The organism is uncultured Phascolarctobacterium sp. (assembly GCF_902463975.1).
Classification (GTDB): Bacteria; Bacillota; Negativicutes; order Acidaminococcales; family Acidaminococcaceae; genus Phascolarctobacterium_A.
This window is the reverse complement of the sequence record NZ_CABQHJ010000001.1, coordinates 1-24,651: the sequence shown is the minus strand read 5'-3', so window position 1 is coordinate 24,651 and position 24,651 is coordinate 1. Positions and strand designations below refer to the sequence as shown.

General features: G+C 36.9%; 19 protein-coding genes and 1 pseudogene. All 20 read left to right on the top strand.

All coding sequences use genetic code 11. From position 1 onward, the window contains the following. The first annotated feature begins 55 nt into the window (after positions 1–55). Positions 56–1,948, top strand: coding sequence for an ABC-F family ATP-binding cassette domain-containing protein (locus RDW05_RS00105; RefSeq protein ID WP_307977396.1), 1,893 nt, complete (start codon positions 56–58; stop codon positions 1,946–1,948). A gap of 145 nt (positions 1,949–2,093) precedes the next feature. After that, positions 2,094–3,452 (top strand): MATE family efflux transporter, encoded by a 1,359-nt coding sequence (locus tag RDW05_RS00100; RefSeq protein ID WP_307977395.1) that lies wholly within the window; start codon positions 2,094–2,096, stop codon positions 3,450–3,452. A gap of 281 nt (positions 3,453–3,733) precedes the next feature. Continuing rightward, a complete protein-coding gene (locus RDW05_RS00095; protein ID WP_374110988.1) occupies positions 3,734–4,942 on the top strand; it encodes an ATP/GTP-binding protein in 1,209 nt (402 codons plus the stop codon). Beyond that, positions 4,933–5,610, top strand: a complete 678-nt coding sequence (locus RDW05_RS00090) for an RloB family protein (protein ID WP_307977393.1) — start codon at positions 4,933–4,935, stop codon at positions 5,608–5,610. Before RDW05_RS00095 ends, RDW05_RS00090 begins: the two co-directional genes overlap by 10 nt. Positions 5,611–6,135: 525 nt before the next feature. Beyond that, the gene (locus RDW05_RS00085; protein ID WP_307977392.1) at positions 6,136–7,944 is read left to right on the top strand and encodes an LTA synthase family protein; all 1,809 of its coding nucleotides are present in this window, start codon (positions 6,136–6,138) and stop codon (positions 7,942–7,944) included. Between the two features lie 359 nt (positions 7,945–8,303). Beyond that, positions 8,304–9,062, top strand: a complete 759-nt coding sequence (locus tag RDW05_RS00080; RefSeq protein ID WP_307977391.1) for a glycosyltransferase family 2 protein — start codon at positions 8,304–8,306, stop codon at positions 9,060–9,062. 11 nt (positions 9,063–9,073) lie between these two features. Next, positions 9,074–10,201: a glycosyltransferase gene (locus RDW05_RS00075; protein WP_307977390.1), complete on the top strand. Its 1,128-nt coding sequence runs from the start codon at positions 9,074–9,076 to the stop codon at positions 10,199–10,201. A gap of 21 nt (positions 10,202–10,222) precedes the next feature. Next, positions 10,223–11,404, top strand: a complete 1,182-nt coding sequence (locus RDW05_RS00070) for a glycosyltransferase (RefSeq protein WP_307977389.1) — start codon at positions 10,223–10,225, stop codon at positions 11,402–11,404. A 25-nt stretch (positions 11,405–11,429) separates the two neighbouring features. Beyond that, positions 11,430–12,710 (top strand): ATP-binding protein, encoded by a 1,281-nt coding sequence (locus RDW05_RS00065; RefSeq protein WP_307977388.1) that lies wholly within the window; start codon positions 11,430–11,432, stop codon positions 12,708–12,710. Beyond that, entirely contained in the window at positions 12,700–13,251 is a 552-nt protein-coding gene (locus RDW05_RS00060) for a hypothetical protein (RefSeq protein WP_307977387.1), read from the top strand. Before RDW05_RS00065 ends, RDW05_RS00060 begins: the two co-directional genes overlap by 11 nt. A 178-nt stretch (positions 13,252–13,429) precedes the next feature. Continuing rightward, positions 13,430–14,377, top strand: a complete 948-nt coding sequence (locus RDW05_RS00055; protein ID WP_307977386.1) for an MBOAT family O-acyltransferase — start codon at positions 13,430–13,432, stop codon at positions 14,375–14,377. 425 nt (positions 14,378–14,802) lie between these two features. After that, positions 14,803–15,894: a hypothetical protein gene (locus RDW05_RS00050; RefSeq protein ID WP_307977385.1), complete on the top strand. Its 1,092-nt coding sequence runs from the start codon at positions 14,803–14,805 to the stop codon at positions 15,892–15,894. Between the two features lie 175 nt (positions 15,895–16,069). Beyond that, complete coding sequence (locus RDW05_RS00045) at positions 16,070–17,647, top strand: phosphoethanolamine transferase (RefSeq protein ID WP_307977384.1); 1,578 nt, start codon at positions 16,070–16,072, stop codon at positions 17,645–17,647. A gap of 26 nt (positions 17,648–17,673) precedes the next feature. Further along, on the top strand, positions 17,674–18,699 hold the full coding sequence (locus RDW05_RS00040; protein ID WP_307977383.1) for a glycosyltransferase: 1,026 nt from the start codon (positions 17,674–17,676) through the stop codon (positions 18,697–18,699). 36 nt (positions 18,700–18,735) lie between these two features. Then, positions 18,736–20,232, top strand: a complete 1,497-nt coding sequence (locus RDW05_RS00035) for an AAA family ATPase (protein WP_307977382.1) — start codon at positions 18,736–18,738, stop codon at positions 20,230–20,232. Between the two features lie 344 nt (positions 20,233–20,576). After that, positions 20,577–21,455 carry a glucose-1-phosphate thymidylyltransferase RfbA gene (gene rfbA / locus RDW05_RS00030; protein WP_307977381.1) on the top strand — a complete coding sequence of 293 codons (879 nt, stop codon included), beginning with the start codon at positions 20,577–20,579 and terminating at the stop codon, positions 21,453–21,455. Positions 21,456–21,470: 15 nt separating this feature from the next. Beyond that, entirely contained in the window at positions 21,471–22,016 is a 546-nt protein-coding gene (gene rfbC, locus RDW05_RS00025; RefSeq protein ID WP_307977380.1) for a dTDP-4-dehydrorhamnose 3,5-epimerase, read from the top strand. 49 nt (positions 22,017–22,065) lie between these two features. Then, positions 22,066–22,962 (top strand): dTDP-4-dehydrorhamnose reductase, encoded by an 897-nt coding sequence (gene rfbD, locus RDW05_RS00020; RefSeq protein ID WP_307977379.1) that lies wholly within the window; start codon positions 22,066–22,068, stop codon positions 22,960–22,962. A 3-nt stretch (positions 22,963–22,965) separates the two neighbouring features. Next, a complete protein-coding gene (gene rfbB, locus RDW05_RS00015; protein WP_374110986.1) occupies positions 22,966–23,985 on the top strand; it encodes a dTDP-glucose 4,6-dehydratase in 1,020 nt (339 codons plus the stop codon). A 9-nt stretch (positions 23,986–23,994) separates the two neighbouring features. Further along, positions 23,995–24,651, top strand: a pseudogene (locus RDW05_RS00005) (glycosyltransferase family 2 protein); the annotation flags it as partial.

The window sequence follows — 24,651 nt, the reverse complement described above, 5'->3', positions numbered from 1 at the left end:
TCCGCAGGCGTGTTATAATTTTAGAGTGTAAATTTTTTACAGGGAGATAAGTAAAATGATTTTAAGTGCAGAGGATTTGTCGTACAGCTATGGCGACAGATTGTTGTTTGAAAATATTACCTTTAACGTAGAAGAGGGCGACAAGTATGGTATTATCGGTGTCAATGGCACTGGTAAAAGTACCTTGCTGCGCATGATTGCCAGTCATGAGGCCGGTGACGGCAAGCTGACGATTCCAGGCGGCGTAGTGATGGAATATCTGCCGCAGGACCCGCCGTTTGAGGCAGATGCAACTGTATTGGAGCAGGTTTTTAAAGGTGATTCCCCACTGATGGTGCTGTTGCGCGATTACGAAACTGCGGTGGAGCAGTCTGCAGCGGAGCCTGATAAAAAAAAGCTGCAGAAGCATTTGCTTGATTTGCAGCAGCAGATGGATGATAAATACGCCTGGCAGTTGGAAAGCGAAGCGAAGGCTGTGCTTACGCAGCTTGGTATCACTAATCTGCAGCAGCAGATGGGCGAGCTGAGCGGCGGCCAGCGCAAGCGTGTGGCCTTGGCAGGCGTGCTGGTGCGTCCGTCGGATCTGCTGATTTTAGACGAGCCTACCAACCATATGGATAACGCTACTGTTGCCTGGCTGGAGCAAAAGCTGTTGGCGCGCAAGGGCGCTTTGCTGATGGTAACCCATGACCGTTATTTCTTTGACCGTGTAGTTAACCGCACTTTGGAGATAGATGGAGGCAAGGGCTATGTTTATGTCGGTAACTACAGCCTGTTTTTGCAAAAGCGTGAGGAACGCCGTATTGCGGAGGCCTCTGCTGCGCAAAAGCTGCGCAACATCTATCGTCGTGAGCTGGCATGGATCAGTCGTGGCGCGGAAGCACGTCGTACCAAAAAGAAGGACCGCGTGGAGCGCTTTGCTCAGATTGAAGCGGAAGTAAAGAACGTCAAGACGGAAGCGAATCTGGAGATGTCCTCCGTTAGCAGTCGTCTTGGCAAAACTATTATTGAGCTGGAAGATATCGGCATGGTGTGGGACGGCAAGGATTATATCAAGGATTTCAGCTATATCTTGCTGCGTAACGACCGCATCGGTATCGTCGGTCCTAACGGCGCAGGCAAATCAACGCTGATGGATATTATCGCCGGTAAGCTGCAGCCTACGAGCGGCGAAATGCGCGTGGGCCAGACTGTGAAGATTGGTTATTTTGCACAGCACAGCGAGTTTCCGGACAGCAATATGCGTGTACTGGAATATATTAAGGAAGCGAATAATTATATTGAAACGGCCGACGGTCAGCGTATAAGTGCGGCGCAGATGCTGGAACGCTTCCTCTTCCCGCCGGAGCTGCAATGGGTGCCGGTGTCCAAGCTCAGTGGCGGTGAAAAACGCCGTCTGTATCTGTTGCGCGTGCTGATGACGGCACCGAACGTACTGCTTTTGGACGAACCGACGAATGATCTGGATATCCCTACGCTTTCTGTTTTGGAGGATTATCTCGACAGCTTTGCCGGTGCGGTTATCGCCGTGTCCCATGACCGTTACTTCCTCGACCGCTTTGCGCAAAAGATTTTCGCATTGGAGCAGGATGGCAGCATTAAGCCTTATATCGGCGGCTACAGCGATTATGCAGAAGCTCTGCAGGAGGAAAGCGCACAGCAGGCGCAGCCTGCAAAGGCTAAGCCGGTGGCTGCAGCAAAGCCTGCCGAAGAGCCTGCGAAGAAGAAAATGACTTATGGCGAGCGCCTGGAGCTGGAGCGTCTTGACCAGGAGATTGCACGCAGCGAGGCAGAGCTGAAAATGCTGGGTGCGGAAATCAACCAATGCGGCAGTGACTTTACCCGTCTGGCTGATTTAACGAAGCAGCAGGAGGCAGTGCAGCAAAAGCTGGAGGAGATGGTGGACCGCTGGGCATATCTTTCCGAATTGGCAGAAGCAGAAGACTGAGCTTGACAAGCAGGCTGCTTATTGTTAAAATGAAATTTGAAAAATTGTTGTGGATTTTTTCTGATTCAATAGTCATCTTTTCGCCACACGACTGTGTTTGCAGCCGTGTGGCTTTTGTTATATTAGGGAAAATGGGAGTAAGGATATGCTAAAAATTTTACACAAGGATTATAAGGACAAGATTAAGCGTCTGCTGAGCGTGATGCTGCCGATTATCGGCACGCAGATTGCGATTATGGGCATGAACTTTTTTGATGCCAGTATGTCCGGTCAGGCTGGCGATGCTGATTTGGCCGGCGCTGCGATTGGCGGTAATATCTGGATGCCGGTGCAGACTTGCTTTGCAGGCATTTTGCTGGCGGCGATGCCGTTGATTGCCAACCTTTTGGGTGCAGGTGAAAAAGAAAAAATCTCTACAGTAGTACGACATGGCATGCTGTTGGCCGTAGCCTTTTCCGTGCTGATAATTGTCGGCGGTGTTATCTTTCTGCCGTCGTTTTTGCAGGGCATGGGCCTGGCACCGGAGGTTTATCACATCGCGCTTTGGTATATGGCCGGCTTGGGCATAGGTGTCTTGCCGTTCTTTCTCATCACGCCGCTGCGCAGTCTTGTAGATACTTTGGGTTATACTAAGCTTTCAATGAAGATTTATCTTTTGGCGCTGCCGGTGAATGCTTGCCTGAACTATGTGCTGATTTTCGGCAAGCTGGGCTTACCGCGCCTGGGCGGCATTGGCGCCGGCGTTGCAACGGGAATCACCTTTTGGCTGCTTTTGGTGATGTTCGCGGTGGTGGTGTCGAAGCTGCAACCGTTCAAGCAGTATGATGTGCTTGGCTTTGTGCGTCCTGCTAAGCAGCTGGTAGCGGAATATCTGCGCATTGGCGTGCCTATGGGCGTGGCCATTTTTATGGAAACAAGCATTTTTGGCGTTGTGGCGCTGTTTATTGCCAAATTCGGTACAGAGGTTATTGCTGCGCATCAGGCGGCACTTAACTTCTCTTCGCTAATTTATATGTTCCCCATGAGCTTCTCGCTGGCGCTGACGATCGTGGTGGGCGTTGAATATGGTGCGAAAAACTATCAGGGAGCGCGTGATTATACGGCGCTGGGCTTGGAGATGAGCCTTTTTATCGCTATGGTTTATATGGCGCTGGAGCTGGTGGCACGCGAGTATATTGCGCTCATTTATACAACGAATCCGCACGTTATTGAGCTGGTGAAGGTGTTTATTATCTACGCTATTATGTGGCAGGGAGGCGACGCAATAGCGGCGCCGATTCAGGGTATTTTACGTGGCTACAAGGACGTTAATGCTACGTTTTGGTGCAGCATGCTGGCCTATTGGGCAATCTGCCTGCCGGTGGGCCTGCTTTTGGATTACAAGTTCGATAATGGTGCCTTTGCTTATTGGCAGAGCCTGGATATCGGTGTAATCTGCAGTGCTGTTGTTTTGTCGTTGCGTCTTGTTTTGCTGCAGCGCAGGATAAAGAAGGATGAAGAATGATTGAGGAGCGGCCAAGCTGCTCCTTATTTTATGCTTTAAATGTAGTTGTATAGTAGAATAATGTACGCGTATGATGTTTGTTAGGGAAAATGATAGAATATTAAACAATGCAAATAGTTTAGACTTTGGGTGAAAAACGCCTAAACGCACTTCTAGTAGCAGGTAAAAAAGCAAATTTGAAATTTTATATGCCGTTTTCAGTAAAATATTTTCTAAACAGGCTTATAAAATTGATTTTTGGCGTTTTTAATGTTACAATGAGCATGAAAGGAGTTGATTTCATGCTCTGTCAATTTTCATTTAAAAATTTCAAATCATATAAAGATGAAACAGTTTTTGATATGCAGGCAGCTAATCTGCCTGAGTTTGCCGAAAATATTATTTACTGCAAGCCAGCGAGTAATCTTTTACCTGTAGCAGCTATCTATGGACCTAACGGCGGCGGTAAAACAAATATGCTGCAGGCTTTAACCTGCCTTATCTCCACCGTGGTAAAACCCATCTACGATATGGAAAAAACTCGTACTAAGCTTATAGTACAGCAAAAAGTATCTTGCACGCCCTTCCTGTTTGATGAAAAAACCTCTAGTGAGCCTACAGAATTCCTGCTTTACTTCCGTACCAATGGCTATGAGTATCGCTATTACCTTTCTATGCTTCATGATGAAATCATGGCCGAAGCACTGGACAGAAAAAAAATAGGCGGCAAACGCACTGCCCATGTTTTTGACCGTGAAGAAAAAGTTATTACTTTAGGCTCCAGTATAAATAAAGCATCAATAAATAGAGATGTAAATCCAAAGATGCCCTACTTATCGTTCTTAGCAATCAACTATGATATTCCTGCCATCAATGACGCTCAAAAATGGTTTGAAAGCTGCATTATCCGCAGCTATGCTAATCCTGAAGCTGAATTACAGATAATGCTGTCTGATAACAAAACCATACGCCGGCAAATTATCAGTGCTTTAAATGATATGGGTATTGATATCAACGGCTATCGCTACGACAACGATAGTAAGCAACTTATCATGCAAAGGACGCTGCATGGAAAAACCTACGAGTTATCCTATAAAGATGAATCCGATGGTACTAAAAAGCTCATTGCTGCATTGCCAATACTACTGATGGCTTTAGCAGAAGGCCGGCTAGCAGTTATTGACGAATTAGATGCCAAGCTTCATCCGAAGCTGCTGCGTTACATTATAGCTCTGTTTAAAAATCCTAAGCTAAATACGCATGGAGCGCAATTAATCTTCACCTCTCACGATATAGCAACTATGAAAAACACTGTTTACCGCCGTGATGAGATTTGGTTTGCCGCTGAAGGAGATAACCACAGCAGTGAGCTGTACTCACTTTATGAGATCCGCAAAGAAAACAACGAGCGTATCAACAATACTGCAGCTTATGATAAGCAGTATCTTGAAGGACGTTACGGTGCAGACCCATACTTGCAGAATATGCTGAAGGATGGTGAATGGCAATGAGCTTAAAACCTCCGAAAAAAGGCGACTTGAAGAAATCCTGGCTTAAGCCCAGACGTGACACACCTAAAAAGATTCAACCTGAGTATCATCTTATAACTACCGAAGGTATAAGCACAGAGCCGGCTTACTTCCAAGGTGTCAAAAACACTATCAACAGCAAATATCGTGGCAGAGTGCAGTTAGATATCATCGGTGTAGGTGATAATACTCTCAACCTTTTACAGAAAGTAAAGCAAAAAGTTGCCAAAAGCTCCAATATCTATAAGCACGTATGGATTATCTATGATACTGACGATTTTCCTGCGCAAAACATTGATAAGGTTGTCGACCTTTGCCATACTTATAGTAACGAAGAAACTACTTATCACGCGCTTTGGTCAAATCAATGCATTGAACTATGGTTCCTGCTGCATTTCTCGTTTATTCACTCAAATTTACATCGTCAGGAATATTGGGCAAAGCTCAGTTCATGCCTGGCTAAATTAAACACAAGTGAATATAAGAAAAACAGATCTGATATGTACCAGCTTTTGGAACCTTATATGGAGCAGGCTATTAGCAATGCCAAGAAGCTTGCCAATATCAATAAAGGCAAGAAGGCTTCTCAATCAACGCCCGGAACAGAAGTATATCGCCTAATAGAAAAGCTGCTTCCGTATCTGAAATAATATAAGTTTATACAGTATTATCCCCTTGCCATTGATTTGTCAAGGGGATTTTTAGTGCGATTGGCATTGGAGAGAGGCAAGTGGTGAGATTTAGTAGTAATTTAATTTATTTCTTAATGAAAATATCTGTTTTGAGGATTGTAGTTAAGTTTCCCAATTCCTTATTTTGCATTCGGAATGTAGCTTTAGAATAGAAAAATGTGCGCATACAATATTCGTTAGAAAAAATGTCAAAAATTGCATTTTTTCGTAGGAAAAAGTGCAATAAATTACATTTTTCTTGACGAATGAATCATTTGCTTATTCTAATTAAAAAATAGAATTCTTCTAAATCATAAGCAGATGCTAAGCGAAAGTATGGTATAATTAGTTATATTTGCATAAAATATGGGGAGATGAAAGATTTATATGAATTCTTACGCAAGATTTTTTGAGAACCTGCAACAGGATCTCAAGGCATTTATTTATTGGTGCTTGGTTTTTACGGTATTTCGTATAGCGTTTATTGCTATTTATAGCGGACAATTGAATGGAGATTATAGCGATATTCCGATGGCTTTGCTGTTGGGACTGCGCTTAAGCTTAAAGACTGCGGGTATGATAGCTTTGATTGGCTTTGTGTTTGCAACACTGCCGAAGCTTATCTTGAAAAAATGGCCGGCAGACAAGCTACGTTTTGGATGGCACGCTGTGAACTTAGTTTTCTTTGCACTTTGCTTTATGACTCGCATACCGTATTACAAAATTTTTAATGCAGCTTTTAATATGATGCTTATCAATGGTGCGCATGATGATATTTATGCAATCTTTGTAACTGCAGTTAAAGAGTACCAATTATTGTGGCGTTTTCCGTTAGCTCTTGTTTTTGGCATTGCTTTGGCTTATGGCCTGCGTATATGGTTAAGCAAACTGCCTGGAAAATCCTTTGAAGCTGTACAGCATAAAAAACTGACTGCCGTATTGACGTTACCTGTTCTTGCGGTTTTATGCGTATTTGTGCGTTATGGCGGTGCTTTTAACTATGCTCATTCCATTAATTGGGAAAGTGCTGCACGCTTAAAATCCAATCTTTTGAATGAAGCAATTTTGGATGATGGACAGGCCTTATATCGTGTGCGTGATATGAAGCGTAAAATTGATAAAGTGACAAATATTAATATTACGGTAGCACAGCTGCGTGAAAAAATTGCTGCAAGCGGTGGTAACAAAGCTGCGGATAGCATTGATAAGGCTTTTATGCATACTGTTAAACAGCCTAAGCTTGCTAAGCAGCCACGTAATATTGTGCTTATAGTTGGCGAAAGCTTCGGTAATTGGCCATTTTTACCAAAGTACAAGGATTTGGGATTAGTTGATAATATGCTGGCTTTGCAAAATTCCGTTGACGCTGCTCACATTGCTACTATGCTGCCGCATGGCAGCGGAACCATTTCTGCTGTTAATGGTTTGGTAAGCGGTATTCCTGATATGGGTTTATATGAAAACTATCAGGCAAACAGCTTTAATGGCAAGTATGCTACCGGTATTGGTTATATTATGAAGCAGCTTGGCTATAAAACTGTTTTTTGGTATGGTGGTTTTTCCGGATGGCAAAATATCGGCAAATTTACTAAAGCGCAAAGCTTTGATGAATTCCATTGTGCAGATGAGTTCAGTGATAATAGCGGTAATGCCTGGGGCTGTTCGGATGCTGTTTTGTTTAAGCAGATTGAAGCTTATATGAGTAAGGAAAAAGAGCAGGAAAAGGTTTTCCATGTGGTATTAACAACAAGTAATCATCCTCCTTACAGCATTGATGTGGATGGTATGGGCTTCCCAAGAGCAAAGGTTAAGAGCAAGCTGCCTGCAGATATCGCCAATGATGAAAAAACGCTTACCGAGCTTGGTCATATCTGGTATGCGGATAAAACGATGGGTGATTTTGTAAAGCAGGCGCAAAGCATGTATAGTGATACGCTTTTTGTGATTACCGGTGACCACTCGGAGCGCTTCAGCTTTGCTAAGGAACAGGATACGCGCACTTTGTCGTCCATACCGTGTATTTTTTATGGTGCCGGTGTGCAGCAAGCATGGTTTAATGATAAGTCTGTTGGTGATCATATGCAGTTGGCAGGAACTTTAGCAGAGATTATTGGACCCGTTGGCTTTACTTATGCTGCATTGCAATCAAATATGTTTGACAATCAAGATGTAGTGTTTAATCACAGGCTTTACGCTGCAGATGGCAAGATTTATACGCAAGATAGCAGTGCTGATAAAAAAATAACGGATTATATCAACAGTGTGCGCGGAGTGGGTGCTTGGCGTGTGCTTAAGGGTGATGCGGTGAAGTAAAAAAAGGCCATAGACGTAATTTATTGCGGTCTATGGCCTTGTTGTTAACACATATGATAGCAGATATGGTATAATAAAAAAGAGCTTTCAATAAAAAAGTCATAAAAACACTTATTGTTTTGTATAAAATTACAAATACGAATATTTTAAGATACTAATGTTCGTTAATAGAGAGAGTTATTGATAATTAACACAAGAAAGACTTATGATGAAGCATTCTGACAGTAATTAGTGAATATTATTAAAATGAAAAAATATTACTTAGGCAAGTAAATTTTTTATCAGATGAAGGAAGTATTTTTCATCTGATAAGGATAGCGATGAAAATCTAAAATAGTATATAAGGAAAGGTGACCTGAATGGCCAAGATAAGCGTTTTAATTTTAGCAAAAAATGAAGAAAAGAATATTGGGGACTGCATTACCAGTTGTAGCTTTGCCGAGGATATTTTGGTTATAGATGATGGCAGTACAGATAAAACACAAGAGATTGCTGAAAGTTTGGGCGCTCGTGTTATTCATCGTAGTATGAATGGCGATTGGGGAGGGCAGCAGACTTTTGCAATTCAGCAAGCAAAGTTCCCCTGGATATTTTTTATAGATGCAGATGAACGTTGCACACCGGAGTTAGCAAAAGAGATTGAAGCAGCTGTTGTGAAAAATGAGCAGGTTGCCTATTGGATAAAACGTATTAATAAATTTCATTATGATAAAGCAGAACATGGTGTTTTGCGTCCTGACTATGTATGCCGTGTAATGCCTGCTAAGGACTCTTATGTTGAGGGATATGTGCATCCGGCAATTATCACTCCCTATCCTAATAAAAAAATGCAAGGCCATATGTACCATTATACGTACGATAATTGGCAGCAGTATTTTAATAAATTTAATAATTATACTACTCTTGCTGCTGAAAAATACAAAAAGGCTGGTAAGGGAGTAAGCTTTTTTAGGGATATAGTTTGTCGTCCGTTATGGGCATTTATAAAGGTATACTTCTTAAATGGCGGTTTTAAAGATGGTCGCCTTGGTTGGATTTTGTCTGTAGATCATTATTTTTATACTATGACGAAATATGTGAAATTGTATTATTTATATAAGAGCAATGGCAAGCTATAGGATGTGATAAAATGAAAATAGCGATTTTAGAAAGTATTATTATGCCGGCAGGTCATGAAGTTGAGTTTGACCGTATCTTGGTTGATGAGCTGAATAACCAAGGGCACGAACCGGTAATGCTGGTGCCGGAAAACTTTCCGTTTAAAATAAAATACAATGCTAAGGTAGATTACCTTGAAGGCGGAGAGGTTGTAACCTATGCCGGCGCTAATAAGTTTCAAAAGCTGTGGTTATCTGTAAAGCGTGAAAGCAGGCGCAGAAAGTGGTTTAATTCTGCTTATAAAAAAAGCAGCGAAAATAATTATGATGCTATCATTATTCCTACAGCAACCTACAGATATTTGCGCGCAATTTTAGATACTGACTTAAAGAACAGCAAGATACCTGTATATATTATTTTCCATGGTATTAACCCTCAGGAAAAAGCTAATTTTGTGAAACAGGCAAAGCGTTGTGAACGCTATCCTAATATTCATCTGAAGGTTATTACTTTGCGTAATGATTTTGTAAATGATGGCTTGAAAAATGTAGACCTGATTGCCCCACCGGTGTTTAAGCCACAGGATTTGCCTGTAGATAAAAATTTGACTTATAAGGAGCCATTGACCCTGGGTTTTTTTGGTCAATATCGTCGTGAAAAGAATGTACGCTTCTTTTTAGATGCATTTAAGCGTGCTAAGTTTACTGTTCCTGTAAAGCTGATTATGCAGGGAGCGACGGCACGTACAGAGGACAGCGAAGAGTTTGAAAAGATTATCAGTGAATACAGGGATGTTCCTGGTATTGAATTTTGGCATAAGAATCTGATTGGTGAAGAGTGGCAAAAGGCGTTGCTTGGGGTTGATGTTATAATAGCGCCTTATGCTGCAGAGCGTTATCGCTATCATTGGAGTGCGATGTTGTTTACTGCTATTGGTTTTTATAAGCCGATTTTGCAGTCACCGGAAATGAATCCGGAGGTTTTGCAGGCATATAATGTTGGCGAGGCTGTCGCGCTGGATAGTATTCCTGCTTTTATAAGGCAACTAGAAGCGTTTGTGAATAGCTATCCTGAAAAGCATGAGCAGTATAAGCAGGGACTTGTGGAAGCAAATAAGGCTTATAGTCATGAGAATTTAGTGAAGGCAATTTTAAGATAAATTGTGTAGAGGATGGGAAATATGAAGATTTTATTAGCTAATTTTACAAAGATGGTTAATGATAGTGGGGGATTAGCTAAGGTAACAAGTGCCTTTGCTAATGAAATGGTTAAGAGAGGACATGATGTCAGCCTTATATATAGTGATGAAAGAGCGGGGGTGTTTTTTTATCCTGTAGTGGAGCAGGTTCATTGCTACAATCTGAAGCTTAATCAAGACGGTAGTATTATAAAATTTCCCATATATTTGAAGGCTGTGCGTGAGTGTTTACGTGTTTTAGGGAAGCGTCCGGCACGTACAGTTAATAGTTGGTTTGAAGAAAATAATTTATTGGATAATCTTAAGTATTATCTTGAGATTATAAAACCAGATATAATCGTAAGCTATCAACCTGCGGCAAGTAAACTATTGTTATGTGATGTAAAGTGTGATATTCCTGTTATTACTATGTCTCATGGAGATCCAGAAGATTATTTTCATATCTATCCTGTAAAAGAGCTTCCGGCATTGGAGAAAAGTACGATTTGTCAGGTACTTATGCCTTCATTTGAGCAGCATATAAAAAATCATCTGCTTGATGTAAAAACAATTACTATTGGTAATGCTATCCCGCAGTTTGTTTTTAGTGCTGACTTAGTAGCAGATAAAAAGCAGTATAAGGTTATTTTTGTGGGGAGATTGACAAAGAATCATAAACGTCCGCATTTACTTGTTCAGGCATTTACAAAGCTTGCTGCTAAGTATCCAAATTGGATTCTTGAATTGTGGGGAGCAAAGGACAGGGCTACTTATTATAAAGAATTAGAGCATATGATTAGTTCAGCTAATTTATCTGATAGAATTTTTATAAAGGGTGCAACTGATAAAGTTCCTGAAAAGCTGCGTGAAGCAGATATTTTTGCATTCCCAAGTGCTTTTGAAGGCTTTGGTATGGCATTAGCAGAAGGCATGAGTGTTGGACTGCCCTCTGTTGGTTATAAAAATTGTCCGGCTGTAAACGAGTTAATTAAGGATGGAGAAACTGGATTCTTATGCGATGACGGTGTAGAACCACTAGCACAGGCACTTGATAAGCTTATGGGCGATAAGGAGCTACGTGTACAAATGGGTAAGGCTGCGAAAGCAGATATGGCACAATTTGCACCTGAAAAAATCTGGGATCAGTGGGAAGAGCTGATGGAAAAAGTGATTAAAGAAAAATAATTGTCTATGAAAGGAACTGCTAGAAATGCGAATTAAAATATCTAATATCGGCAAAATTAAAGAAGCGGATGTGGCTATTAATGGCATAACGGTTATTGCTGGTGAAAATAATACTGGTAAGAGTACAGTTGGCAAGGCTTTGTATGCTATATTTAATTCGTTTGTTGATGTTGCAAAAAAGGTTGAAGAAGAACGCATAGACAGCTTGCAGAGAAGTATATTTACTTTTTTACAAGAAATTAGTGGTTCTAATATGGGGTTCCCTCAGGTTGATGGCAATGCGTTGGCAACTAAATTAAATGATATAAAAAACGAATTTAATAAGGAAAAAATAATACAGGTATTGGCTGATGAATTAAATTTAAAAACCAGTGTCATTGAGAATAATTATAGTAGATTAGAACCTAGTATAAATAATATATTACGCGTTCTTAGCGTTGCAAATGATAACTATTTAAAAATTTTAGTTCAGAAAAATTTTAGTGAGGAATTCAATCAGCAAATTAACAATATATTAGAAAATACTAATGGAGAAATTGATCTGACAATTAAACAGAAGGTATCTTCTGTGAAGTTCGACGATAATATTGTGGTTTTTGTCAATAAACAAATAGATATTTTTTCTGATGCTATTTATTTAGATGATCCGTTTATCTTGGATGAGCGTCCGAGTCATGGCTTTTTGGCTACTTTTTTTTATAGTAATGGAAAATTTTACAGACATAAGGATAAGCTTGGAGACTTGATTTATAAGCAGGTAGAAAGCAATAATTTAGTAGACAAAATAGTAATAGAAGAGCGTCTGCAGAAGATTATTGATAAGGTACATGGCGCTTGTAGGGGCAGAACTTTCTTCAAAAATAATAATGATCTTATGTATCAGCAGGATAATATGAAAACTGCTTTCAAGGTTGCTAATTTATCGACTGGGTTAAAGACGTTTGTTATTTTACAGACTTTACTTTTAAGTGGTGCCATTAAAGACGGTAGCCTTATCATTTTAGATGAGCCTGAAATCCATTTGCATCCAGAGTGGCAGTTGCTGTTTGCTGAGTTGATTGTAATGCTGCAAAAAGAATTTAATCTGCATATTCTGCTTAATACTCACAGTCCATATTTTTTGCAAGCCATTGAAGTTTTTGCTGAAAAGTATGGTATAGATGACAAGTGCGAATATTATTTGTCTTACAATGTCCATGAAGAATCTTTTGTGAAGAGAGTAACAGGGAATTTGGAAGAGATTTATGCTAAGTTAGCAAGACCTTTGCAGGTGCTAGAGAATTTGAGGTATGCTGATGATAAATGATTGGGATAATATTGAAATATTTACTGAGAATCAGTCAACTTTGACGGAAACATCATACGATGATGGGAATTCTGAGTACATGACAGAACTCAAAGTACCTGTAATTGATTTTGATAATGTTAAGGAGCAGTATTTGCAAAGGATTGGGTGTCAAGATGAGAGCTTAACATCAGTTGATGCTTTATTGTCAAAGGCAAATTGTAATGTGTTTATTGAATTTAAAAATGGCAGCCTTGCTAAGAAAGAAGTACGCTTAGGGATTTATAGTAAAATTCAAGATAGCTTGTTAATGCTTTGTGATATTACTGATAACCATATCAGTCAGTTACGCCAATGCTTGGATTTTATTTTGGTGTATAATGAAGAAAAAAATCCATCTAAAAGTAATAAATCAAAAGATTATATTAATGACAGAATAATGGAATTAGGTGGAAAAGAGTTAGTTCGTTTTGGTATTAGTCGATATGCTAGAGTATATTTTAGAAAAGTGCATACATATAATGTGGAAAAGTTTGAGGAATATATTTCAAAGTTCAAATAGCAAGATAGGATTATGTATTGCTTTAAGTTTAGCAAATTAGAAGATGATGATTTGGACAGATTTTTATAATGGCAGGAATTCAGCTATTTATTAAAATCAGCTAGGAGAGATAATTTTGTTATTTAATTCATACGAGTTTATTTTTATTTTTTTACCTATAACGTTATTGTTATACTATTTGATTGCCAAAAAGATAGGTAGTATATACGCTAAGTATTTCTTGATTTTAGCTTCTGTAGCATTTTATTCTTATTGGGATATAAGAAATTTACCAATTCTCTTGGTATCAATTGCAGTAAATTTTTTTGTTGGACGTAGAATAGTAGAAACAAAGAAAAAAGCTTGGCTGATAACTGGAATTGCATTCAATTTATTGTTTTTAGCTTATTATAAGTATGCAGACTTTTTCTTAGATAATGCCAATGCATTATTGGATACATCATTTCCTCATTTAGATATAGTTTTACCTCTAGGTATATCTTTTTTTACTTTCACACAGACAGCTTACCTTGTAGATGCATATAAAGGTGAAACTACTGCATATTCAAAAAGTGATTATTTGTTATTTGTAACAATCTTTCCACATTTGATTGCAGGACCGATTATCTATCATAAGGATATGATACCGCAGTTTTCTGAGGAAAGCAGATATAAATTTAATTTTGATAACTTTGCTAAGGGTGTTACTTGGTTTGTTATAGGTTTATTTAAAAAAGTTGTTATAGCTGACTGGATGAGCAATGTAGCAAATTTAGTATTTGAGCATTCAGAGCACCTTTCAATTTTAGAAGCATGGGGTGGATCATTAGCATATACTTTACAACTGTATTTTGACTTCTCCGGTTACTCAGAGATGGCAGTAGGTATTGCTTTGATGTTGAATTATAACTTACCTATAAACTTTAACGCACCTTATAAGGCTTGTAGTATTATTGATTTTTGGCGACGTTGGCACATTACCTTATCAGCTTTTTTGAAAAATTATTTATATATTCCTCTTGGAGGTAATCGAAATGGGCATCATATGCGCAATATTATGCTAACGATGTTATTGGGTGGTTTATGGCATGGAGCAGGTTGGACATTTGTAATTTGGGGGGATTCATGGATGCTGTATTTGTATTAATCATCTGTGGAGAAAAACTAAGCTCAGCCTTCCTAAAGTTGTTAACTGGTTATTAACTTTCAATGTTGTAAACTTGGCTTGGATATTTTTCAGAGCAGAGAGTTTTGAGCAAGCATTTAATATCATAAAGGCGATGGGAGATTTATCGTCGTTTTGTTATCCATACAGTAAAATTGTAGTAAAATGGTTGCCCAATTTGCCTTATAATAAAGATTTTCTTTTTTCCTCTAATGATGTATTATGGATTATTTTATTTTTGATTATCAGTATAGTTTATTACAGTACAGAGGATTGGATGAAAGAGCACTTTAAACCTAAGGCGGTTACAGCTGTAGTACTAGCTTTAGGATTCGTATATGCTGTATCACAGTTGAATAAGTTGAGTGCATTTTTGTATTTTCAGTTCTGAGTTGAAGGGATAGAAGATGAATAGTAAAAAATTTTTAAGTATATTTTTTATACTAGCGCTTTTGATATTAGGCACTAATGCTGCTATAAATTATAAATATGACTTATATGGGATTTTTGAAAAAGATTTTAGTAAATATAGATATTGTTATGTGAATGAAAGGTATGCTAAAATTGATTATTTATTATATGAAGGCAAGGGAAAGTATGATACTTTCATATTTGGTTCCAGTAGAAGTAAAGGATTAAATCCAAAGACGTTTTCGAATACTACTTATAATTTAGCGTATTCTGCTGGAGTGCCTAATGATTATGTAAGAGATTTGAAGACTTTGGTAAGTAATGGGATTATACCTAAAACAATATATATAGGTATAGATGACTTTTCGTATAAGCGGTTACCAGAAGAGGTTCATGGAAATATTAATTTTATTGGGTATGGAAGCTACAGTGACAATATAAAATATAAATTGGCCTTATTGTTTAGAAAACCGACTAATGATACTGTTCGTTATATATTTGGCAGATTAAATGAACCGAAGTGTATGTATAAAATAGATATAGATGGAAGTATTGTTGGAGAATATAAAGAGCAAAAAATTGATTGGAATAAATATGTTAATGATGAGCGATTTTCTAAGCCGACATTTTATCCAGAAAAAAATAAACGAATTAAAGAAACTGTTGCGGAATTGATGGAAATTAAATCAATTTGTGATAATAACCATATTAAGCTAGTATTGTTTATGACACCTACGCATATAACTACATATTTAAGTGATGATATAAGAAATCTCAATGAATTTAAGTATGCATTGACTAATATAGGTGATTTTTATGATTTTAGTATTATCAACTTCTATACTACTAACAATTATTTTTGGGGAGAAACATCTCATGCTAGTGCGATGTTTGAAGAAATGGTTGCAAATGTGTTGAGTGGGAGAGAAGAAGAAAATCAAAATCTTAAGAACAAACTATATGATTTAGTGACCAAGGAAAATGTAGAGGAGCATTTAGAGCAAATGCTAGAGGATAGGGAAAAGTATGGTAGAGAAATAAAGAAACAATATATACCGGAGGAAAAGTTAAAAAATGGTAAACAATAGATGCAATTTTTTTTGTGTAATTATATATAGTATCATTACTTATATTCTTTATATTAAATTTAATGATTTAAATATTAAGCACTTGCTATTGCCAATTATTTCGTGTGCTCTCACTATATTGGGAAGTACATTTTATAAAGATTTAAAAAAATATTATCAATGTATTTTTTTGTTTATGACTATCTGTGTATCAATATTCATTATTATATTTTCTGTTAAGCTTGTTAACCCAATAGAAGGGAAGGAATGTTTAACATGGATAGCATTTTCAGGATGCATTATACAATTAATAATGTTAACAATTAATTTGTTAAAAAACATGTGGGGGGGTTATACCTTTGGAATAGATATATTACTTATTTTGGGAAGTAGTATACCTATATTGATATGCTGGGGATATTATGTAGCTGCAAATTCTTGGATCAGTGTAGAATCATGTATGGCTATTTTACAAACTAATCCAATGGAAGCACAGAATTATATATCAGACCATACTTCTTTGACAAACATTTTTATTGTTTCGATTATATTCGTAGTGATTATTTTGTTAGTGAAAGTTGTGAAAGAAGAAAAACTTACACGATATAAAAGAACGAGTATAGTTATGATTTTTTTCCTTTTGAATATGAGCTTGTTGTATAGATGCAGAGAAAATTTAGTCACTAATATAGTTTATGATACTTGGATTTATTCCAATACCTATAATGAATATTTACAGGCAAGAAAAGAAAGGCAAGAAAATTTAAAGCAATTAGAAGGCGTAACTAATAGTGGTGAAGATGGTGTTTATGTATTGATTATAGGTGAATCAGCTACTAGGGATCATATGGGTTGTTATGGCTATAGTAGAAATACTACACCGTGGTTTTCTAGCATGAAAAACAATAAAAATTTTGTTCAGTTTAATAATGCATGGTCATGTGCTAATGATACAGTTAGTGCTTTAACATATGCATTGACGGCAAAAAATCAGTATAATAGCGTGGAATTAAAAAAAGCAGTTTCAATAATAGAGGCGGCTAATGCTGCGGGTTATGATACAGTTTGGTTAAGCAATCAAGTGCAATATGGGTTAGCAGATACGCCAATTACGTCAATAGCAGCAGATTCTAAGCAACAGGTTTGGATTCGAGATAAAGTTGGACATTTAAAAGATGGTAGGTATTTAGATTTACCAGATTACTATGATGAAAAAATTTTACCAGCAATAGATTCTATTCATTTTACTAAGAAAATGTTAATAGTGATTCATTTAATGGGAAGCCATAATAGTTATAAGTTAAGGTATCCTGCTAGTTATGCTATTTTCAATGATAGTAGAGATAAAAGTTATATAGATTATTATGATAATAGTATATTGTACACAGATAGCGTTTTAAAGAATATATTTCAAAAACTATCTAATATAGACAATTTGAAAAGTATAGTATATTTTTCTGATCATGGAGAAGGTATTGATAAAAACTTACAACATGATAGTAATAATTATATTCCACAGATGACTAGGATACCATTTGCTGTTTATCTATCTAAATCATTTGAGAATGAACAGCACGAAACTTATGATAAAATAAAAAAATCTAACAATAGATATTTCACTAATGATTTGATTTTCAATACTATGTTAGGATTAATGGATATTAAACTAAAAAAGTTTGAGGAAAAAAACAATATAATATGGAGCAAGGAATATGATAATTCTAAAGAACGCTTTAGAACTTCTTATGGAAGAAGAGAAATCTCTGAGGAATAATAGTAGAAGAAAAGGACAATGATTCAATGAAAAAAATATTAGTCATATTATCTAAGTATCATTTAAAATTATATAGAAATGGCTTCTTGAATTATGCTAAAGAACAAGGTGTTATAATAGAGTTTTTCGAATTGCATGATTGCGATGATGACAATATTTTATATAGAAAAGCATATAAGAAGAATATTTTAGGATATCGAGATAATATTAATGCAAAACAAAGTAGATATTTAGAGACTGTTAGAAAAGAATATGATAGTTTTTTGTTTATAAATTTTCCTGAGGAAAGTAAAGAGTTGTTACGTGTATTATCAGAGAACGAGGATAAGAATATCTTGTTCGTTGATACAATGCGTGACTTAAAAGAAATACAAGGACTAGAAAAATTTAGAAACATCTACTCATTTGAATACAATGATATTAAATATGCAAAACAAAAATGGGGTATTACGGTTAATTATACGCCAATAGGAACATCATATCATCTTTATAATGTAATAAATAGAGAGCCGCAATACGATATTTCATTTGTATGCTTGGCTTCTGAAAAGCGTCTTGCATATCTTGATAAAATAGCAGACTACTGTTATAAAAATAATAGAATTTTATTTTGTGCGGGACATTTTTGGCATAATGGAAATTTTTTACAGCGATTAATAGGAGCATTTAAGTTCAGAAGAAAACATCCGATATTATATAAGTATGTTAAGAATGAATATTTAACACCAGAACAGTTAGCGCAAGTGTATATTGACAGTAAGATTTGCTTAAATATTAATATTGAAAAGCATCATAGCTTTAACACGAGAAACTTTGATATTATGGTTTTGGGAAGACTACTTATTACAGATGAAGAAGATCTGAAGGGGATTGATATAAACAATAATGAAGATTTCATTATGAGTAATAATGCAGATTATATGGTGAAATTAATAGATTATTATTTAAAAAACGAGAAAAGTAGGATAATGCTAGCAGAAGAAGGTGAAAGAAAAACAAAGATTAAATATACATTTTTCAATACGATACAATTAATATTAAAAGATATATAAAATAAACTTTGTAAAAATACAAAAGGAGGAGAGCTTATGTATAAAAGTGGAATTAGTGATTCGATTATAAAGGATTTGCAAAATAAAGTTCAAAATGATAATTATGGAAAATATCTTAAAAAGATAAATATTAATAGGTGTCGAGCTTTTGAAGATCAAACTATCAAATTTGATTTTCCTGTTACAGCTTTAATTGGGCCTAATGGTGGAGGAAAGACTACTATTTTAGGTGCTAGCGCAATACTATATAGTTCAATTGCTCCGAGACAATTTTTCACTAAGAATCTTCAATTAGATGAAGAAATGGAAAATTGGTCAATTTCATACTGGGCAATAGATAGAGATGTAAGTAAAAATGATTTGGTGAAAAGATCCGCATCATATATAAGTAAAAAGTGGAATAGAAAATCACTTCAAAGAGAAGTTTTATTTTTTGGAGTTTCTAGAACCATACCAGCGGTTGAAAGAAAAGATTTATCTAAATTTGCTACGCAAAATGTTCATTTTTCAGATAAAGAATCTCGCAATTTAAGCCCAGAAACAGCTAATGCAATTACGAAAGTCTTAGGAAAAGACGTGAGTGAATTTATTGTTATCAAGCCTAATAATCATGGGAACATTACTTTGCTTTCTGGTAAAACTGATAAGGGGAAAAGTTATTCAGAATTTCATTTTGGTGCTGGCGAGTCTAGCATTATAAAAATGATAATGAGTATAGAAGGAGCAAGCTCTCAAAGTTTGATTTTAATTGAAGAAATTGAGAATGGATTACATCCATTGGTAATTTGTAGGTTGGTAGACTATTTAATTAATGTTGCAAGGAGAAAGAAACTTCAAGTTATATTTACAACACATTCAGAATATGCTATTAAATCATTGCCTAGTAGTGCTATTTGGGCATCTATAAATGGAAAAGCAGCACAAGGAAAACTTACAATTGAGTCATTAAGAACATTTAACGGTGAGTCTAAGGCTCAATTAATTATTTATGTTGAAGATGACTTTGCTAAGGATTGGTTGTTACATGTATTTAGACATACAGAGAATATTGCATTAAATAGTATTGATATTTACCCAATGAATGGAGAAAATGGTGCAGTACAAGCTAATAAATATCATAATCAAGATCCTAGTAATAAGATTAAATCTATTTGTATATTAGATGGCGATTCCAGATATGAAGAAAGTGAAACTGATTTAATTTTTAAGTTGCCAGGAGAAGCACCGGAAATATTTATATTTTATGGTATCAAAGATATTTTAGATAAGTGTTCCTCGAAAATAGCAATTAGATGTGGTTTGGTCTATGAAGACTCTAAAAAAATTGAGAATATCATTAAGGATGTAGCTAATACTACTATGGATCATCATAACTTGTTTTCTCAAATTGGTAAGAAATTAGTAGCTATAAATGAAAATATAATTAGAAGTGCATTTTTAGCTACTTGGTGTGAGGAGTATCAAGAAGAGATGGAGGTAATTGTTGATAAAATAAAAATACATCTTCCTAAAAGTGAAACAATAGCACAATGAAAAATCTTAGAATGTTTTTATTGTCGTCATTATAGTAAATAAAATACTATTAGTTCTAATTTGTTGTTTGGTTTAAAAAAGTTCACTTGATTTAGTTCACAGTTGTGGTTCAGATATTACGATAAAAACTATAGAATTCTATTTAAGATATTGCTATAGTAAAGATAAAATATTAGTATTTAACTATCGGTAGCATTTAGAGTATATTATATAGGAGAGATAAGAGATTGCCTTTGCGATAATTTACTAAGAATATTTTAACATTAGCTATCGAAGAACAGAATATGTATTACTGGTTTGGTGTATTTTCCTTACATATATTATATGAGGAGTGACTTCTAATTATGAAAGGTATCATTCTCGCCGGAGGATCCGGCACACGTTTATATCCAATAACCATGGTAACAAGCAAACAGCTTTTACCTATCTATGACAAGCCGATGATTTTTTATCCGCTGTCGACCTTGATGCTCGCTGGCATTAAGGATATACTGATTATCTCTACACCGCAAGATTTACCAAACTTTGAGCGTCTTCTTGGCGATGGCAGCAGATATGGCATCAATTTGAGCTATAAGGTGCAGCCTTCTCCTGATGGTTTGGCGCAGGCGTTTATTCTTGGTGAAGAATTTATTGCTGGGGACAAGTGCGCTATGATTCTTGGCGACAACATTTTCTATGGCGCAGGCATGACGCAGCATCTGCAAAAGGCTGTGGCGAATGCTGAAGTTGCAACAGTTTTTGGCTATTATGTCAATGATCCGGAGCGCTTTGGCGTAGTAGAATTCGATGAAAATGGTAAGGCAGTATCTTTGGAAGAAAAGCCTGTGCAGCCTAAGAGTAATTATGCAGTAACTGGACTTTACTTCTACGACGAAAAAGTTTGCGAGTATGCAAAGAGCTTGAAGCCCTCTGCTCGTGGTGAGTTGGAAATTACTGACTTGAATAAAATTTATTTAGAAAACGATAAACTTTCTGTTGTAACTCTCGGTCGTGGATATGCTTGGCTTGATACGGGAACCGTTGCCAGCCTTAACGAAGCGGCAGATTTTGTTAAAGCAGTGCAGGAGAACGCTGGAATTCCTATTGCAGTATTGGAAGAGATTTCTTATAATAATGGGTGGATCACTAAGGAGCAACTGCTTGAGTCTGCAAAGGCTTATGGCAAGTCTCCTTATGGGCAGTATCTGCAAAAGGTGGCAGACGGGAAAATTCAATACTAAGGAAGTGCTGTAAATATGAAGATAGAAAACACTAAATTAGCAGGTGTAGTCATTATTACTCCTGATGTTTTTGGCGACAATAGAGGCTTTTTCATGGAGAGCTGGAGTCAGAAAAAAATGGAAGAAGCTGGTTTGTTCTATAACTTTGTACAGGATAACCATTCCTTGAGCACAGTAAAGGGAACTCTGCGTGGCATCCATTTTCAAAAGGGTGATAAGGCACAGGCAAAATTAGTACGTTGTGTACGTGGTGCAGTGCTAGATGTAGCTGTTGACTTACGACATAACAGTCCGACGTATAAGCAGTGGGAAGCAGTTATTTTAAGCGCTGAGAATAAAAAGCAGCTTTTAATTCCACGTGGTTTTGGGCATGGCTTTGTGACGCTGACGGATGAAGTTGAATTTCTGTATAAGGCAGACAATTATTATGCTCCTGAAGCAGATGGTGGTATTCGCTGGAATGATCCAGATATTGGAGTTGAGTGGGGTATTGAGAAGCCTATTCTTTCTGCGAAGGATGAGAAAAATCCGTTTTTGAAGGAATTAGGAGAAGTATTTTAATAAGGATACCACTGCTTTTTAATTAACTATTGCAAATGGAGTATGCAAAATGAAGGTTTTTGTTACAGGTGTAGGTGGACAGCTTGGTTATGATGTGATGAACGAGTTGGCGAAGCGTGGTCACGAGGCTTTTGGCAGTGATATCCAGCCAAAGGAAAATATTAATCTGCCTTATCAATATATACAGTTGGATATTACTAATACAGAGGCAGTGAACAAGGTGATTTCTGAAATCAAACCAGAGGCAGTGATTCACTGTGCTGCCTGGACTGCTGTGGATGCAGCAGAGGAAGAAGAGAACAGGGAAAAGGTTTTTGCTATTAATGTAGATGGTACAAAAAATATTGCAGAAGCCTGCAAAAAGTGTTCCTGTAAGATGATGTACATTAGTACAGATTATGTCTTCAATGGACAGGGTATAGCGCCATGGCAGCCAGATTGCAAGAAGTATGCTCCCCTAAATATCTATGGAGAGAGTAAGCTACGAGGAGAATTAGCAGTAGCTGAAACTTTGGAGAAATACTTTATCGTGCGCATTGCTTGGGTATTTGGCAAGAACGGCAACAATTTTATTAAGACAATGCTAAGCGTAGGCAAGAAGTTCGATACCTTGCGTGTAGTAAATGATCAGATTGGCACACCGACTTATACGTTTGACTTGGCAAGACTTTTAGTCGACATGATAGAGACAGAAAAATATGGCTACTACCATGCGACAAATGAGGGTGGCTATATTTCCTGGTATGATTTTGCCTGCGAGATTTTTAAGCAGGTAGAATATGCAACGAGGGTTGTGCCTGTGACAACTGAGGAGTATAGATTGAGTAAGGCGAAGAGGCCGTTCAACAGCAGATTGAATAAAAGCAAGCTACTAGAAAAAGGGTTTGAACCACTACCTGACTGGAAAGATGCTTTGAGAAGATATTTAAAGGAAATTGAGGAATAAATTATGAATATAATTGTAACTGGTGGTGCTGGCTTCATTGGCAGCAACTTTATTTTTCACATGCTGGCGAAGTATCCAGACTATCGTATTATCTGCCTAGATAAGCTGACCTATGCAGGCAATTTGTCCACACTTGCACCTGCCATGGACAACAAAAACTTTCGTTTTGTCAAAGCAGATATTTGCGACATAGTAGCAGTGAATAAGCTTTTTGAAGAAGAGCATCCTGATATAGTGGTAAATTTCGCGGCAGAGTTTCATGTCGACCGCTCAATTGAAGATCCTGGTATTTTCTTGCAGACAAATATCATGGGCACGGCAACGCTTATGGATGCTTGTCGTAAGTATGGTATTAAGCGTTACCATCAGGTATCTACTGATGAGGTATATGGCGATTTGCCGCTTGACAGACCAGACCTGTTCTTTACGGAAGAAACGCCTATTCATACTAGCTCGCCGTACAGTAGCTCAAAGGCTGGCGCAGATTTGCTGGTAATGGCGTACCAAAGAACCTACGGCCTGCCAGTGACAATTTCTCGTTGCAGTAATAACTATGGTCCGTATCATTTTCCTGAAAAGCTTATCCCTTTGATGATTGCGAATGCTTTAGCAGATAAGCCTCTACCTGTGTACGGTGAAGGATTGAACGTGCGTGACTGGCTTTATGTTGAAGACCATTGCAAGGCGATTGACTTGATCATTCATAAGGGGAGAGTAGGCGAGGTTTATAACATTGGCGGTCATAACGAAATGCGCAATATTGATATCGTGAAGCTCATCTGTAAGGAACTGGGTAAGCCGGAGAGCTTGATTACGCACGTAACTGATAGAAAAGGACATGATATGCGTTACGCAATCGATCCGACGAAGATTCATAACGAACTTGGCTGGTTGCCAGAGACGAAGTTTGCTGACGGTATTAAGAAGACGATTAAGTGGTATCTGGAAAACCAGAAGTGGTGGAAGGATATCATTAATGGTGAGTACAAAAAGTACTATGAGAAGATGTATGGAAATAGGTAAATATTAGTTATGAAACCATTAGTAAGTGTTATAGTACCTGTATATAATTCAGAAGCGTTTGTAGCGGAGACTATAGAATCTATAATAAATCAAAGCTATCGGAATTTAGAAATCATATTGATAAATGATGGTAGTACAGATAATAGCAAAGAAATTTGTAAAAAATATCTATCTAAAGATAATAGAATTGTATATATAGAAAAAGAAAATGGGGGGGGTAGTAGCTGCTCGCAATGACGGCATAACTAAAGCAACAGGGGAGTATATACTTCCTGTTGATAGTGATGATATTATTGAAAAAACTTATATAGAGAAAGCCGTTGATATCATTACTAAAGATAATAAAATAGGTATTGTTTATTGTAAAGCTGAGTTTATTGGTGTTAAAACAGGATATTGGGATTTACCAGAATTTACAATAGCAAATATGTTAAAGGATAATTGTATTTTTGCTACAGCTCTTTTTAAGCGTACTGATTGGATAAAAGTTGGTGGCTATAAAGAATATGTGAGAAATTCAACGGAAGATTATGATTTTTGGTTATCACTTATTGAAAATGGGACTAAAGTATATCGTATACCAGAAATTTTATTTAAATATCGTATTAGAGAAAATTCAAGGTCAACAAAAGCTCAATATGACAAAGCTGCTATAATAAAATTCCA